Source organism: Ancylobacter sp. Lp-2 (assembly GCF_020523795.1).
GTDB lineage: Bacteria > Pseudomonadota > Alphaproteobacteria > Rhizobiales > Xanthobacteraceae > Ancylobacter.
Genome location: NZ_JAJALI010000002.1, coordinates 272,874 through 288,366, shown reverse-complemented (window position 1 = coordinate 288,366; position 15,493 = coordinate 272,874). Strand labels below are relative to the sequence as shown.

At 68.7% G+C, this 15,493-nt stretch carries 10 protein-coding genes; 6 read left to right on the top strand and 4 right to left on the bottom strand.

Annotated features, from left to right (window positions below):
• Window positions 1–115: 115 nt before the first annotated feature.
• From LGR54_RS05950 to groEL, 3 genes are all read right to left on the bottom strand, one after another.
• The gene (locus LGR54_RS05950) at window positions 116–1,321 is read right to left on the bottom strand and encodes a hypothetical protein (RefSeq protein ID WP_230361045.1); all 1,206 of its coding nucleotides are present in this window, start codon (window positions 1,319–1,321) and stop codon (window positions 116–118) included.
• A gap of 63 nt (window positions 1,322–1,384) precedes the next feature.
• Entirely contained in the window at window positions 1,385–2,509 is a 1,125-nt protein-coding gene (locus LGR54_RS05945; protein ID WP_230361044.1) for an ABC transporter ATP-binding protein, read from the bottom strand.
• Between the two features lie 510 nt (window positions 2,510–3,019).
• The gene (groEL, locus tag LGR54_RS05940) at window positions 3,020–4,585 is read right to left on the bottom strand and encodes a chaperonin GroEL (protein ID WP_230361043.1); all 1,566 of its coding nucleotides are present in this window, start codon (window positions 4,583–4,585) and stop codon (window positions 3,020–3,022) included.
• Between the two features lie 156 nt (window positions 4,586–4,741).
• On the opposite strand from groEL, the gene LGR54_RS05935 reads away from it, so the two are divergent.
• The 4 genes from LGR54_RS05935 (at window position 4,742) to LGR54_RS05920 (ending at window position 11,463) form a co-directional block, all read left to right on the top strand.
• Window positions 4,742–6,814 carry a hydantoinase/oxoprolinase family protein gene (locus LGR54_RS05935; protein WP_370638144.1) on the top strand — a complete coding sequence of 691 codons (2,073 nt, stop codon included), beginning with the start codon at window positions 4,742–4,744 and terminating at the stop codon, window positions 6,812–6,814.
• 14 nt (window positions 6,815–6,828) lie between these two features.
• Window positions 6,829–8,634 (top strand): hydantoinase B/oxoprolinase family protein, encoded by a 1,806-nt coding sequence (locus LGR54_RS05930; RefSeq protein ID WP_230361041.1) that lies wholly within the window; start codon window positions 6,829–6,831, stop codon window positions 8,632–8,634.
• A 14-nt stretch (window positions 8,635–8,648) separates the two neighbouring features.
• Window positions 8,649–10,445 (top strand): hydantoinase B/oxoprolinase family protein, encoded by a 1,797-nt coding sequence (locus LGR54_RS05925; protein ID WP_230361040.1) that lies wholly within the window; start codon window positions 8,649–8,651, stop codon window positions 10,443–10,445.
• A 76-nt stretch (window positions 10,446–10,521) separates the two neighbouring features.
• Window positions 10,522–11,463 carry an aminotransferase class IV gene (locus LGR54_RS05920; RefSeq protein ID WP_230361039.1) on the top strand — a complete coding sequence of 314 codons (942 nt, stop codon included), beginning with the start codon at window positions 10,522–10,524 and terminating at the stop codon, window positions 11,461–11,463.
• A 13-nt stretch (window positions 11,464–11,476) separates the two neighbouring features.
• Here the strand turns inward: LGR54_RS05920 and LGR54_RS05915 are convergent, their stop codons facing one another.
• Window positions 11,477–12,436: a carbohydrate kinase gene (locus LGR54_RS05915; protein WP_230361038.1), complete on the bottom strand. Its 960-nt coding sequence runs from the start codon at window positions 12,434–12,436 to the stop codon at window positions 11,477–11,479.
• Window positions 12,437–12,791: 355 nt separating this feature from the next.
• Between LGR54_RS05915 and LGR54_RS05910 the strand changes: the two genes are divergently transcribed.
• Window positions 12,792–13,265, top strand: a complete 474-nt coding sequence (locus tag LGR54_RS05910) for a (2Fe-2S)-binding protein (RefSeq protein WP_230361037.1) — start codon at window positions 12,792–12,794, stop codon at window positions 13,263–13,265.
• A gap of 22 nt (window positions 13,266–13,287) precedes the next feature.
• Window positions 13,288–15,480: a xanthine dehydrogenase family protein molybdopterin-binding subunit gene (locus tag LGR54_RS05905; protein WP_230361484.1), complete on the top strand. Its 2,193-nt coding sequence runs from the start codon at window positions 13,288–13,290 to the stop codon at window positions 15,478–15,480.
• Window positions 15,481–15,493: the final 13 nt, after the last annotated feature.

Genomic DNA, 15,493 nt, shown 5'->3' with positions numbered 1-15,493 from the left:
GACGGAGACGGAAAGCCCGCTTGCCCATGGCGGGTGCCGCGCGGCCTCGCCGCGGCACGGGCAAGCGGTCTCCTGCAAGCGAGCCCGCTCCGGCGCGGCCGGAGCGGGCGTCGCGTCAGGCGTTGAGGAAGCGCTGCCACTCCTCTTCCATCACCGCAGCGTTTTCCGGCACGACCTTGCAGTAGAAAGGCTTCTGGAACTTGCGCTTCACCTTCTCATCGGTCCATTTCAGGTTGTCGATGTCGGCCTGCGACCAGCCATGGTCGATGGCGTACTGCACACCGAGATCCATGTTGGGGCCGGCATAACCGCGCTCCTTGGCCTGGTAGGCGCGGTACTCACCGCCGAGGAAGTAGTTGAGCAGCTTGTAGATGTTGGCGACGTTGTCGCGCTGCATGGCGGCGGTGGCGACATTGGCGCCGTGGCCCCAGAGATAGTAGCCCTCGACGGTGAAGGCGTAGATGGTGGCGTTCGGCCCCAGCGCGTTGTTGGCTTCCTTGGTGGCCGGCTCCCAACAGTTGATCATGTCGACCTCCTTGTTGGAGAGCAGCTGCACCTGCTCCTCGAAGGCCGAGAAGATGGTGCGGAAATGGCCGGCCTTCTTGCGCTCGACCAGATAGTCGGCAACGACGCGCGCCTTGTCCGCCGGCAGGTCGGCCGGGTCCTCGACGTCGAGCCGACCGTGATGTTTGAGGAAGTTTGCCGTCTCCGACATCGATTGCAGCCAGCTGCGGTCGATCGCGACGCGGCCCTTGACCTTCTCGCCCTCGAAGAAGGTGGTCCAGGGGATCTCGTCCATGCCGTTCGGATTGGCGTCGATCGCCGCGGCGAAGTAGCCGAAGCAGTCGCCATTGCCGATCACCGGCACGCCATACTGCTTGTCGTTGGCGCGCAGATAGGCGGCGCGTTTCCACGCATCCGGGGTGCGTTCCCACAACGTCAGCTCGGGATTCTTCTCGTCGATCTCGGCGAAGAAGCCCTCGGGGCCGAGGATGTCCTCCGAGCCGCCGTCGAAGATGAAGATGTCGTGGGTGGCGCCGAGATTGTTGCCCATGACGTCGCGCATGAACACGCCGATATCGGCGTTGGTCGGCGTGTAGTCGATGGAGAGGCCGGTGGACTTGGTCATGATCGACCAGTCCTTGAGCTGGGCGGTGGTGACGCCATAGCCCTTGACCGTCTGGCTGGCGGCCCAGGCCTCCTGCGAGATGCCCGGCATCACCGAGGCGGCGGCGCCGAGCGCCGACATGGAAAGCACGGTACTGAGGAAGTCGCGACGTGACATGTCGAAGTCGGATTTAGCGATCTTGCCGTCTGTCATTACGGTCTCCTTCGCCGGTAAGGCGTGCTGGAAGGGTGTTGTTTTTCGCGGGTTCAGTACTCTTCAGGCGTTCATCACTATGCAGTCGCCCTTCTTCCATCGGACGAAGGACGGGTGCCGGGCCGACGAGGCCGCATCCCAGATGCGGGCCTTGAGCGGACCGAGCGCGGTCTTGACCGTTCGGTCGAGATACTTGCCCTTGTAGATCGAGGCCTCGGCCACGCAGTCGAGCACGTTGTGCTCCCCCGAGGCGTCGGGCGGCGCGTCGCTGAGCTGGAGCCATTCGGCGCGCATGCCGACCGCCACCTTGGCGCCCGGCTGCGGGGCGGACTTGCCGGTCCAGCGCCCGTCGATGCGGCGCTCGCCCACCGCGACGCTGGCCCAGCCATCGGACACCGCGACGAGCTCTCCCTCGAAGCAGTTGTCGACGCCCATGAACCTGGCGGCGAAGCTGCTGATCGGGCTGTCGAAGATCTCCGCCGGCGGGCCGGCCTGCTCGATCTTGCCCTTGCGCATCAGGATGATGCGGTCGCTCATGGTGAGCGCCTCTTCCTGGCTGTGGGTGATGTAGATGAAGGTCATGCCGAGCTGCTTGTGCAGCTGCATCAGCTCCACCTGCATGTCGACGCGCAGCTTCTCGTCCAGCGCGCCCAGCGGCTCGTCGAGCAGGAGGATCGCCGGGCGCGGCACCAGGGCACGGGCGAGCGCCACGCGCTGGCGCTGGCCGCCGGACAGCTGGTGGACCTTGCGGTCGTACATCTCCTGGAGTTGCACCAGCCGCAGCGCCTCGCGGGCGCGGGCCTCGCGATCCTTCGCCGGCACTCCGCGCACCTTGAGGCCGTATTCGACATTGGCGCCGACGCTCATATGCGGGAACAGCGCGTAGTTCTGGAACACGGTGGTGCAGTTGCGCTGGAAGGCCGGCACCTCGCGCACGTCGACGCCTTCGAGCTTCAGCGTGCCGACGCGATAGGGCTTCTCCAGCCCGGAGATCAGCCGCAGCAGCGTCGTCTTGCCCGAGCCGCTCTCGCCGAGAATGGTGAGAAACTCGCCGGGCGCCGCCGAGACGCTGACATTGTCGAGGGCGACGACGCCGTCATAGGCATGGACGGCGTTGACGATCTCCAGAATGGGCGGCGCCGACCGGGTGGCGGCAGGGGCATCTGCTGACGTCGTCGAGCTGGGCAAGGAACCGGACCTCCAGAACAGGGGACTTCCAGACAGGATGGGTTGCGCAATCGAACGAAAGGGCCTCGCAATCTGTGATCACAACGCAATCATCGTGCCAGACGGGAAATGGCGACCGCTCGGCGAAAAAGCCGCCCCATGGACATGATTGGTCATTTCGTGAGCTTTCGACGAGCTGATCAAAAAATAATCGATTGCCTATGGGCTGAGGGCAATTTCACGCCGCACTGCCGGCGCGGAGGGCCGAGCACGGGCTCGAAGGGCCGACGCGGAGAGGGGATCTCGCGAGAATTGAGAGCGGCCGACCGATGCGAGGGCGCGCACCGAGCGCCGGCATGAAAGCGGAGGCCCGCAGGAGGCTGAGGTGGAAGCCGCTCAATCGAGCCGCTCCATGGGAGACCGGCGCTTTCCGGAGGGAATGACGCTCCTCGGGTAGCGGCGCCGGAGGCCGCGCCTGGAACAGTGCGGCGCCCTCCGGCGGTCGGCGTGAGGGCGAGAGACATCTCCCGCCTATGTCGAGATCGACACCTCGACGGCCATGAAAGTCGCCGCGAAGGAGACCGCCGCGCGCAGGGCGCCGGCGAGGATGCGCGCCGGCTCGGGGGCGGCGGCGCCATCGACCAGCGCGCGCAATTCGACATCAAACGCTTGATTTTCCGTCGAATTCTCCAGCAGGCGGGCGATGGACGGACCCTCAAGCCCGGCATTGCCGGCGATGGCGACCAAGGGCTGCGACAGCGCGGCGGTGAAGACGGCGCCGACGGCCCGCCCCGCCTCGCCTGCCGGCAGCGCCGACCGGCCGCGTCGCCCGGCATGAATGAGCGCCGCCGCACCTCCCGGCACGACGCCGCCCGCCGCGCTCGCCCGCAACGCCGCCGCGGCGGAGCGGGCGCGCGCCTCGCGGAAGGCGATCTCGGTCTCGGTGGCGCCGCCGATCCGCAGCCGGGCAATGGCGGCACCGAACCGCGCCAGCCGGGCCTGGTGCTGCTCGCGGTCGAAGGCGAGGTAGTGCTCCTTGCCGATCTGCTGCCGGATCGCCTCGCAGCGCGCGGAAATGGCGACTTCGCTGCCCTTGCCGCCGATGAGGTGGGTGGCCTGGCGGGCCATGCGCACCGCTTCCGCGCGCCCCAGCATGGCGGGTCGCAGGTCGTTCAGAGTGGTACCGAGCGCGGCGCCGATGACGGTCGCGCCGGTCGCCACCGCGATGTCCTCCAGTTGCAGCGCCCGCCACGTCCCGGCGCCGGGCGCCTTCATCGGCGCGACCTTGAGGCCGCTCTGCCGGTTGGCGATCAGCGTCGCCATCGCCTCGCCATCGAAGCTGTCGGCGACGATCAGCAATTGCTTGCCGGACTGCGCGATCATCTCAAGGATCCGCGCCACCGAGGTGAAGCTGTCGATCGGCCCCTGATGCAGCAGGATCAATGGGTTGGCGAGCTCGATGCGCTGAGCCTCGGCATCGGTGAGGAAGTGCGGCGACAGCCAGCCCTGCGGGAAGCTCATGCCGGCCTCAACGCTCAGCTCGTCGCCGACACCGTGCCCGGACTCGATGGTGACGACACCCTCCGCGCCTGCCCGCGCATGCGCCCGCGCGACCAGATGGCCGATGTCGCGATCGCCTCCCGCCGCGCGGGCCGCGATGATGTCGAGAAAGGCAGGATCGGTGACCGGGCGCGCCGCCGCCTCGATCTCGCCGGAGACGACGGCCCCATGGGCGAGCAGAGCCTCGCGCAGGGCGGGAACTGAAATTCCCGTTTGCAGCTGGCGGGTGGCGCCCTGCAGCAGCGCGCGGGCGAGGATGAGGGCGCGGGCGGTGCCGTCGCCGGCCTGCGCGTCGACATCCGCCGCCAGCTGGCGCATGGCGACCGCGCCGGCGCGTAGGCCCGGCTGGTCGAATTCGGCCTCCTTGGCAATGGCATAGCCGCCGCGCAGCAGTGCCGGGCGCGTATGAAGCCGCGACGACAGAACCGCCCGGCCGGCGGGGCCGATATTGGTCGCCACCAGATCGGCCACAAGGTCGATGCCCTGCATCAGCGGCCGCTTCGCCCCGGCATCGAAACGCACTGTCGCTGCACTCACATCCCGCTCCTTGCACCCATCTCGGTCACGCATTTCGCGACGCACAGATCGCGCCACCGGCCAATATGGCACGATGGTTGCTTTCGATTTCAAGGGCAAACTGTGATCACAGTTATTCCGATTTTGCCGAAGATTTTGCCCAAGATTCACTACGAGATGAGGTCGAAAGCGATGCGTCTGGCGTGTGATACAGGAGGTACCTTCACGGACCTCGTCGTGGAGAACGGTGAGGAGATCCGGCTGTTCAAGGCGTCGACGACGCCGGACGATCCGGTGCGCGGCGTCCTCAACGCCCTGACGCTGGCCGCCGAACACTTCGGCGAGGACCGCACGGACTTCCTCGCCCGCGCCGACATGTTCATCCACGGCACCACCCGCGCGATCAACGCCATCCTGACCGGCAACACCGCGCGCACCGCCTTCCTCACCACCGAGGGCCATCCCGACGTGCTGGTGATCCGCGAGGGCGGGCGCATCGAGCCGTTCAACTTCACCGTGCCCTATCCCGAGCCCTATGTGCCGCGCCGGCTGACCTTCGAGATCCCCGAGCGCATCGAGGCCACCGGCAACGTCCGCACGCCTCTGGACGAGGCCGCCGCGCTCAAGGTGATCGAGAAGCTGAAGACGCTGAAGGTGGAGGCGGTCGCCGTCTGCTTCCTGTGGTCGATCGTCAATGCCGAGCATGAGAAGCGCATGGGCGAGCTGCTCGCCGAGCACCTGCCGGGCGTGCCGTTCACGCTGTCGCACGCGCTCAACCCGACGCTGCGCGAATATCGCCGGGCGTCGGCGACCGCCATCGACGCCTCGCTGAAGCCGCTGATGTTCGACTATCTCGACAGCCTGACCCGCCGCCTGCGCGAGGCGGGCTTTGCCGGCCGCACGCTGATGGTGACCTCCGGCGGCGGCATCATGGACGCCGAGGCGGTGGCGCGCGCGCCGATCCACTCGATCAATTCCGGCCCGGCCATGGCGCCGATCGCCGGGCGCTTCTACACCGACCGCGACTTCGACCACGCCGAGGCCATCGTCGCCGATACCGGCGGCACCACCTACGACGTCAGCCTAGTGCGCGACGGCCGCATTCCGTGGACCCGCGAGACCTGGATCGGCCAGCGCTTCCGCGGCCACATGACCGGCTTCCCCTCGGTGGACGTCAAGAGCATCGGCGCCGGCGGCGGCTCGATCGCCTGGGTCGACGATGGCGGGCTGCTGCGCGTCGGCCCGCAGAGCGCCGGCTCCACCCCCGGGCCGGTGGCCTATGGCAAGGGCGGCACCGAGCCGACCGTCACCGACTGCTCGATCATCCTCGGCTATATCGACCCCGACTTCTTCCTCGGCGGCACCATGGTGCTCGACCGCGAGGCGGCGCGAAAGGTGCTGAAGGAGAAGATCGCCGACCGGCTCGGCCTCAGCGTCGAGGAAGCCGCCGCCTCGGTGCTGACGCTGGCGACCGAGAAGATGGTCGGCGCCATCGACGAGATCACCATCAACCAGGGCATCGACCCCTCCAACGCCGTGCTGATCGGCGGCGGCGGCGCGGCGGGGCTGAACGCGGTGGCGGTGGGCCGGCGGCTCGGCTGCGCCGGCGTGCTCATCCCCGAGGCCGGCTCGGTGCTGTCGGCGGCCGGCGCGCTGATGTCGGACATCTCCTCCGACTACGCGCAGATGCACTACACCACCAGCCGGCGCTTCGCCTATGACCAGGTCAACGCCGTGCTCGCCGAGCTGGAGGCGCGCTGCAAGGCGTTCGCCGAAGGACCCGGCGCCGGGGCGCTGAAAGTGACGACCGAGTTCTCGGTCGAGGCGCGCTACATGCACCAGATCTGGGAGATCGAGGTGCCGATGGGCCTCGGCCGCGTCAAGGACGAGGCCGACCTCGAGGCGCTGAAGGAGGCGTTCCACGCCACCCACAAGATGATCTTCGAGATCACCGACCCGGATTCCGACATCGAGTTCGTCACCTGGCGCGCCAAGGTGGCCTGCAAGATCCGCGAGGGCGGCACCGGGCGGCTGCCGGCGCAAGAGGTGGCGGCGCAGACCGAGAAGCGGCCGATCTACTTCACCCAGACCGGCTGGACCAACGCCCAGGTGCTGCGCTTCGAGAGTATGCCACCCAACGCGCCGGTGACCGGGCCCGCCATCATCGAATCCTCCTTCACCACCGTCGTCGTCGACCCCGGCACGCATGCGCTGCGCACCGATGGCGGCGGCCTGAAGATCACCTTCTGAGGAGGCGGAACCGGATGAACGTGAACGTCAGCATCCGCCGCACCGACGGCGTGAAGACGGCGATCCTCGCCAGCCGCTTCGAGAGCATCGCCCGCAAGATGCAGAACACCCTGTTCAGGACCGCCCGCTCGGGCATCCTGAACACCGCGCATGATTTCTCCTGCGTGATCCTCACCGCCGATTGCCGCCTGCTGGCGGCGGCGGAGAGCCTGCCCAGCCACACGCTGACCGGGCCGGACATCATGTGCCGCTACGTGATGAAGTATCACCCGAAGCTGCGCCGGGGCGACTGCTTCCTGCACAACAGCCCCTATGAAGGCAATTCGCACGCCGCCGACCATTGCCTGATCGTGCCGGTGATCGACGAGGACGGCATCCTGCGCTTCTTCGTGCTCGCCAAGGCGCACCAGGCCGATTGCGGCAATTCCCGGCCCTCGACCTATCTCGGCGACGTCGCCGACGTGTTCGAGGAAGGCGCACTGATCTTCTCGGCGGCGAAGATCCAGTCCGACTACCAGGACAATGAGGACCTGATCCGCATGTGCCGCGCCCGCATCCGCGTGCCCGAGCAATGGTGGGGCGACTATCTCGCCACGCTCGGCTCGGTGCGCATCGGCGAGCGCGAGATATTGGAGCTCGGCAAGAGCTTCGGCTGGGACGAATTGGAGGACTATGCCGAGAGCTGGTTCGACTATTCCGAGCGCAAGATGGCCGACGCCATCTGCAAGCTGCCTTCCGGCAAGCGGCTGGTGACCACGGCGCACGACCCCTTCCCCGGCATTCCCGACGGCATCCCGGTGAAGGCGGCGGTGGAGATCGACAGCGAGGCCGGCATGATCCGCGTCGACCTCACCGACAACCCGGACTGCCAGCCCTGCGGCCTCAACCTCACCGAGGGCACCTCGATGAGCGCCGCCATGGTGGCGATCTTCAACAGCCTGATCGACCACACCGTGCCGGTGAACGCCGGCAGCTTCCGCCGGCTGGACATCAAGATCCGCGAGAATTGCTGCGTCGGCATCCCGCAGCATCCGGCCTCCTGCTCGGTGGCGACCACCAATCTCGCCGACCGCGTCGCCAACCCGGTGCAGCGGGCGCTCGCCGAGATCGCGCCGGGCTACGGCATGGCCGAGACCGGGCCGATCATGCCGCCCGGCATGGGCGTCATCTCCGGGCGCGACCCGCGCCATGACAACGAGGCTTTCGTCAACCAGGTGCATATCGGCGTGACCGGCGGGGCCGGCACCCCGGTGACCGACGGCTTCCTGTCGATCATCCATGTCGGCAATGCCGGCATGTGCCATCTCGACTGCATCGAGGTGGACGAACTGCACCATCCGGTGTTCATCGCCGGCCGCCGGCTGGTGCCCGACACCGAGGGCGCCGGCACCTTCCGCGGCGCGCCGTCCATGCTGGCGGAGTTCGGCCCGATCGACGACTGCGCGATGAAGGTGCTCTACACCGCCGACGGCACCATCACCCCGGCGCTCGGCACGCGCGGCGGTGGCGCCGGCGGCAAGACCAAGGCGCGCAAGCGCGGGCGCGACGGCGACCTCACCGAGCTGCCGGCCTGCTACGGCGCAGAGCTCGCGGCCGGCGAGACCATCGTCTCCTACTCCTCCGGCGGCGGCGGCTACGGCTCGCCGCTGGAACGCGATCCCGCCCGCGTGCTGCACGATTTGCGCGAGGGCTGGATCACCGCCGCCCGCGCCGACGCGGTCTATGGCCTCGTCACCACCGGCCGCGCCGAGGACGACACGCTGGCCGTCGATGTCGCCGCCACCAGGGCCCGCCGGGCCGTGCTGGCCTCCGTTGCGTGAAGGGAGAGGATTCCATGTCGATCATCACCAAGACGCTCGAGGCGCCCGCCACCGGCGTGCGCATGGCGATCATCTCCAACCGCATGGAGGGCATCGCGCGGAAGATGCAGAACACGCTGTTCCGCACCGCCCGCTCCGGCGTGCTGAACACCGCGCATGACTTCTCCTGCGTCATCCTCACCGCCGACTGCCAGCTGCTGGCCACGGCGGAAAGCCTGCCGATCCACACGCTGATCGGCCCGGACCTGATGTGCCAATACGTCAAGAAGTACCATCCGGTGCTGAAGGCCGGCGACTGCTACCTGCACAACAGCCCCTATGAGGGCGACTCGCACGCCGCCGACCACTGCCTGATCGTCCCGGTGGTGGACGAGCAGGGCATCACCCGCTTCTTCGTGCTCGCCAAGGCGCACCAGGCCGATTGCGGCAACTCGCAGCCGACCACCTATATGGGCGGCGCCCGCGACGTGTTCGAGGAAGGCGCGCTGATCTTCTCCGCCGCCAAGATCCAGTCCGGCTACGAGGACAACCAGGACCTGATCCGCATGTGCCGCTCGCGCATCCGTGTGCCCGAGCAGTGGTGGGGCGACTACCTCGCCACGCTCGGCGCGGTGCGCATCGGCGAGCGCGAATTGCTGGCGCTCGGCAAGGAGATCGGCTGGGCGGCGCTGGAGGACTATGCCGAGGCGTGGTTCCAGTATTCCGAGGACAAGATGGTGCAGGCCATCTCCCGGCTGCCCTCCGGCAAGGTGACGGTGCATTCCGGCCACGACCCGTTCCCCGGCGTGCCCAATGGCATCCCGGTCAACGTCACCGTCGAGGTGGACGCGGCGGCGGGGCGCATCACCGTCGACCTCACCGACAACATCGACTGCCAGCCCTCCGGCCTCAATCTGTCGGAAGGCTGCGCCCGCACGGCGGCGATGATCGGCATCTATAACGGGCTGATCGACCACAGCGTGCCGCCCAATGCCGGCAGCTTCCGCCGCGTCGACATCAGGCTGCGCGAGAACTGCGTCGTCGGCATACCCAGCCACCCGCATTCCTGCTCGGTGGCGACCACCAACCTCGCCGACCGCGTCTCGACGCCGGTGCAGCGGGCGATCGCCGAGATCGCGCCGGGCTTCGGCATGGCGGAGACCGGGCCGATCATGCCGCCGGCTATGGGGGTGATCTCCGGCAAGGACCCGCGCAGCGGCGAATCCTTCGTCAACCAGATCTTCCTCGGCGTCACCGGCGGAGCGGGCACGCCGGTGACGGACGGCTTCCTCACCATCATCCATTGCGGCAATGCCGGCCTGTGCCGGCAGGATAGCGTCGAGGTGGACGAGCTGCACCATCCGCTCTTCGTCACCGACCGCCGGCTGCTGGCCGACACCGAGGGGGCCGGCACCCAGCGGGGCGCTCCCTCGATGCGGGCCGAGTTCGGTCCCATCGAGGGCTGCACCATGAAGGTGATCTACACCGCCGACGGCACGATCAACCCGGCGGTCGGCGCGCTGGGCGGCGGGCCCGGTGGGTTGTCGAACGCCTTCAAGCGCGAGCTGGACGGCAGCCTCACCCGGCTGCCGGGTTGCTACGGCGTCGAGCTGAAGCCGGGGGAGACCGTCATCTCGGTCTCGGCCGGCGGCGGCGGCTATGGCGAACCCAGGCAGCGCAAGCCGGAAAGCGTGCTCGCCGACGTCCGCGACGGCTGGATCTCGCCGGAACGCGCCCGCGAGGTCTACGGCCTCGCGGTGAGCGGCGCGGCCGAGGACGACACGCTCGCCATCGACGCCGCCGCCACGGCGACGCTGCGCGCCGGCGCCTGACGCCGGGCGCCCCAACGAGATCGCGGCGGGACAGGGCTCCCGCCGTACCCACCGTCGCGTCCCCAACAAGAACGAGATGAATGAGATGGAGAGCAACCGCTTCGCCGCCGGCGCCGCCTATGTCGACGGCGCCTTCAAGCCGATGGCCGAGGCCGTCATTCCGGTGAACGATTTCGGCTATCGCCGCTCGGACGTCACCTATGACGTCGTCGGCGTGTGGGAAGGCAATTTCTTCCGGCTCGACGATCACATCGCCCGCTTCCGCAACTCGATGAACGCGCTGCGGCTGAACCCGGCGGAGAGCGACGACGCGATCAAGGAGATCCTGCACAGGCTGGTCAGCCTCACCGGCCTGCGCTCGGCCTATGTGGCGATGGACTGCCTGCGCGGCCTGCCGATGCCCGGCAAGCTGCGCCACCCCGCCAATGCGCGCAACTACCTCGTCGCCTATGCGGTGCCGTGGATCTCCATCGTTACCGACGAGCAATATGAGCGCGGCGTGCACATGATCATCGCCCAGACGCTGCGCATCCCGCCGGCATCCTTCGACCCCCGGGTGAAGAACTTCCACTGGGGCGACCTCACTGCCGGCCTGTTCGAGGCGCTTGACCAGGGCGCCGACACCGCCGTGCTGCTCGACACCGATGGCAACGTTACCGAGGGACCGGGCTTCAACGTGTTCTCCATCACCGACGGCGTGGTGGCGACGCCGATCCGCGGCGGCCTCGACGGCATGACCCGCCAGTCGGTGTTCGAGATGTGCGAGGAGCTCGGCATTCCCTGCGTCGCTCGAGCGGTACCGGCGGACGAGCTGCGGCAGGCCGACGAAATCTTCACCTGCACTACCGCCGGCGGCATCATGCCGGTGTCGCGCATCGACGGCCGCATCATGGGCAATGATCGGCCGGGCGTCATCTCCTCGAAGCTGAAGGACCTGTTCTGGGCCAAGCGCGCCGAGGGCTGGCACGCCACGCCGGTGAAGTATGATGCCGCCGTGGCGGAGCCAGCGGAGGCCTAAGGTCCGTTCGCGCTCAGGCCAGCTCGCGCCGCCAGGGCGGATCGGCGCCGACGCGGGTGACGGAGATCGCCGCCGCCCGCACCGCGAAGTCGAGCGCTGCCAGCACGGCATCGCGGTCGAGATGCGCCAGCGCGTCGGGCGCGAGCGCTTCCCGTTCCGCCAGCGCGGCGAGGAAGCCGGCATTGAAGGTGTCGCCGGCGCCGACCGTGTCGGCGACCTTGACCGCTGGCGCGGCGACATGGCCCGTGAAGCCGGCGGTAAACGCATGGGCGCCCTGCCCGCCCACCGTCACCAGCACCAGGCGCGGCCCCAGCGCCAGCACCGCCGCCGCCTGCGCGGCGATCTCGCCGGGGCCGACCAGCCAGGCGAGGTCCTCGTCGGATAGCTTGACGACGTGGCTGAGGCCGATCAGCCGGCGGATGCGGGCGCGATAGGCCGCCTCGTCGCGGATGAAGCCCGGACGGATATTCGGGTCGAGCATGATCAGCCGGCCGCGCCCATCGGCGGCGAAACGCGCCGCCATGGCCTCGATGGTGGCGCCGACCGGCTCGACCACCAGGCTGATGCCGCCGATGAACAGCGCGCCGACCTCGGCCGGAACCTCGGGGATATCCGCCGTGGTCAGCATGCGGCCGGCGGTGTTCTCGTCGAGGAACAGATAGCGCGCCTGCCCCTCGACCAGCGTCACGAAGGCCAGCGTCGACGGCCGGTCTGAAGGACGGCACAGGCGCGCATCGACGCTGGCGTCGGCGAGCGCGGCCCGCAGCCGGTCGCCGAATAGGTCGGTCGACAGGCCGTACCAGAACAGCGTGGGCACGCCGAGCCGGCCGGCGGCGATGGCGGTGTTGAACACCGCGCCGCCGGGCAGCGGCAGGAAGGCCTGCCCTTCCGGCGTCTCACGCGGAACCATGTCGATCAGCGCCTCGCCCACGCAGAGCAGGGCCGGTGCCGCCGTCTTCTCCGAGCTGGCCATCCGCCCCGCCCCCTGTCGTGTTGTCGCTACGCGCCGAACTCCCCGATGCGGGACTCGGCTCGCACCCACTGACTAGCACGCCCGCCGGCACCGCACGACGGCTCCCGCGCAAGCCCTGCCCGCCCCGCCGATCAAGCCATACCAAGGTGTGTCGCGCTCGCCCGTTGGTTGCGGGTGGCCGAGACCGATGCGGCATTGAAGCCGGCATGCGTGGCAGGTCATAGATGCTATAGTTTCTAAACTAGGGTGCATCGCCGGCACGCGGACATACCCCCCGCGCGTGCCGGTTGCCGCCGTTCCCTGCGGCGACGGATGCGCCGGGAAGCAACGTTTGAATGAAGTTGCGAGGTCCACGATGTCCTTCACCCTCAAGATCAACGGCACCAGCCACGAGGTCGATGTCGACGACGACACGCCCCTGCTGTGGGTGCTGCGCGACGTGCTCGGCATGACCGGCACCAAGTTCGGCTGCGGCGCGGCGTTGTGCGGCGCCTGCACCGTGCATATCGACGGCGCGCCGACGCGCTCCTGCATCACCACCATCGACACCGTGGGCGATTCCGCGATCACCACCATCGAGGCGGTCGGCGCCTCGCCGGCCGGCCGGCACATCCAGCAGGCCTGGCTCGACCTCGAAGTCGTGCAGTGCGGCTACTGCCAGTCCGGCCAGATCATGTCGGCGGCGGCGCTGATTTCCGACAACAAGACGCCTTCCGACGACGACATCGACAATGCCATGTCCGGCAATATCTGCCGCTGCGGCACCTATGCCCGCATCCGCGAGGCGATCAAGCACGCCGCCACGGCGTATGCCGGCGAAGCGAAGTGAGGCGGCCATGCTGAACAACGCCATGCTGAACACCTACGCTCCCGCACAACCCGCTTCCGACACGCCGGCCCCCGGGCTTTCCCGGCGCTCCTTCCTCACCGCCAGCCTCGCCGCCGGCGGCGGCCTGCTGCTCGCCGTCAGCCTGCCGAGATTCGTCGGCGAGGCGCTGGCGGCCGACGGCCCCTTCGCGCCGGATGCCTTCATCCGCATCGCCACCGACGGCACCGTCACCCTGGTGATGCCGCAGGTGGAGATGGGCCAGGGCATCTACACCGCGCTGCCCATGCTGATCGCCGAAGAGCTGGAGATCGACCTCGCCGGCGTGCGGCTCGAACACGCCCCGCCGGACGGCAAGCTCTATACCAACCCGGCGATCGGCTTTCAGGTCACCGGCGGCTCGACCTCGATCCGCGGCTTCTACGAGCCGTTGCGCAAGGCTGGCGCCAGCGCCCGCACCATGCTGGTGGCGGCGGCGGCGCAGATGTGGGGCGTCGATCCCGCCTCGTGCGATGCCGCGAAGGGCGTCGTCCTCCACCCGGCGTCCGGCCGGCGGGCGACCTATGGCTCGCTCGCCGAGAAGGCAGCGGCGATCCCGGTGCCGAAGGAGGTGGCGCTGAAGCCGGTCGACAAGTTCACGCTGATCGGTACCCCGGCCAAACGGCTCGACGTCGCCGGCAAGGTCGACGGCACCGCGACCTATGGCATCGACGTCAAGCTGCCGGGCCTCAAGGTCGCCACCGTCGCCGCCTGCCCGGTGTTCGGCGGCAAGCTGAAGAGCGTCGACGACACCGAGGCGCGGGCGGTGAAGGGCGTGCGGCAGATCGTTAAGATCGACGACGCCGTCGCCGTGGTCGCCGACCATATGGGCGCCGCCAAGAAAGGCCTCGCGGCGCTGAAGATCGAGTGGGACGAGGGGCCGAACGCCACGCTCTCCACCGAGGAGATCGTCAAGCAGATGGCGGCGCTGGCCACCTCGGGACCGGCCGTCGACGACAAGAAGGTCGGCGACGTCGCGGCAGCCGAGGCCGCCGCCGCCCGCACGGTGAAGGCGACCTACCAGATGCCGTTCCTCGCCCATGCCACCATGGAGCCGCTGAACTGCACCGTGCATGTCCGCCCCGACAGCTGCGAGGTGTGGGTCGGCTCGCAGGTGCTGGGACGGGCGCAGGCGACGGCCGCCGAGGTCACCGGCCTGCCGGCCGAGAAGGTGACTGTGCACAATCACCTGCTCGGCGGCGGCTTCGGCCGCCGGCTGGAGGTCGACAGCGTCACCCAGGCGGTGAAGATCGCCAAGCAGGTCGACGGGCCGGTCAAGGTGGTGTGGACGCGCGAGGAAGACATCCAGCACGACATCTACCGCCCCTATTACTACGACCAGTTCGCCGCCGGGCTCGACGCGCAGGGCAAGGTGACAAGCTTCCGCCACCGCGTGGTCGGCTCCTCCATCGTGGCGCGCTGGCTGCCGCAGGCCTTCGCCAACGGCCTCGACTTCGACGCGGTGGACGGCGCCGCCGGCCCCTACGCTTTCCCGAACCTGCATGTCGACTATGTCCGGCACATTCTGCCGGAGGGCTTCGTCACCGGCTGGTGGCGCGGTGTCGGCATCACCCACAACGCCTTCATCGTCGAAGGCTTCGTCGACGAGCTGGCCGTCGAGTCCAAGGCCGACCCGGTGGCGTTCCGCCGCGGCCTGCTGGCGAACGACGCGCGGGCGCGCGGCGTGCTCGACCTCGCCGCGGAGAAGGCGGGCTGGGGCACCACCCTGCCGGCGCGCACCGGGCGCGGCATCGCCGTGCTGTTCGGCTTCGGCACCTATATGGCGCAGGTGGCCGACGTCGAGATCGGCAAGGACGGCGCGGTGAAGGTGCGGCGCATCGTCTGCTCGGTGGATTGCGGCGTGGTTGTTAATCCCGACACGGTGAAGGCGCAGGTGCAGGGCGGCATCGTCTACGGTCTCTCCGCCGCGCTGTACGGACAGATCACCCTGAAGGACGGGCGCGTCGAGCAGAGCAATTTCGACAACTACCAGGCGCTGCGCATCGAGGAGATGCCGGAGATCGAGGTGCATATCGTCGACAGCCGCGAGGCGCCGGGCGGCATGGGCGAGCCATCGACGGCGGGCGTCGCCCCTGCCGTGGTCAACGCCATTTTCGCCGCCACCGGGCAGCGGCTGCGACAGCTGCCGATCGACCCCGACCGGCTGAAGGGAGCGTGAGAAGGCACCGGAG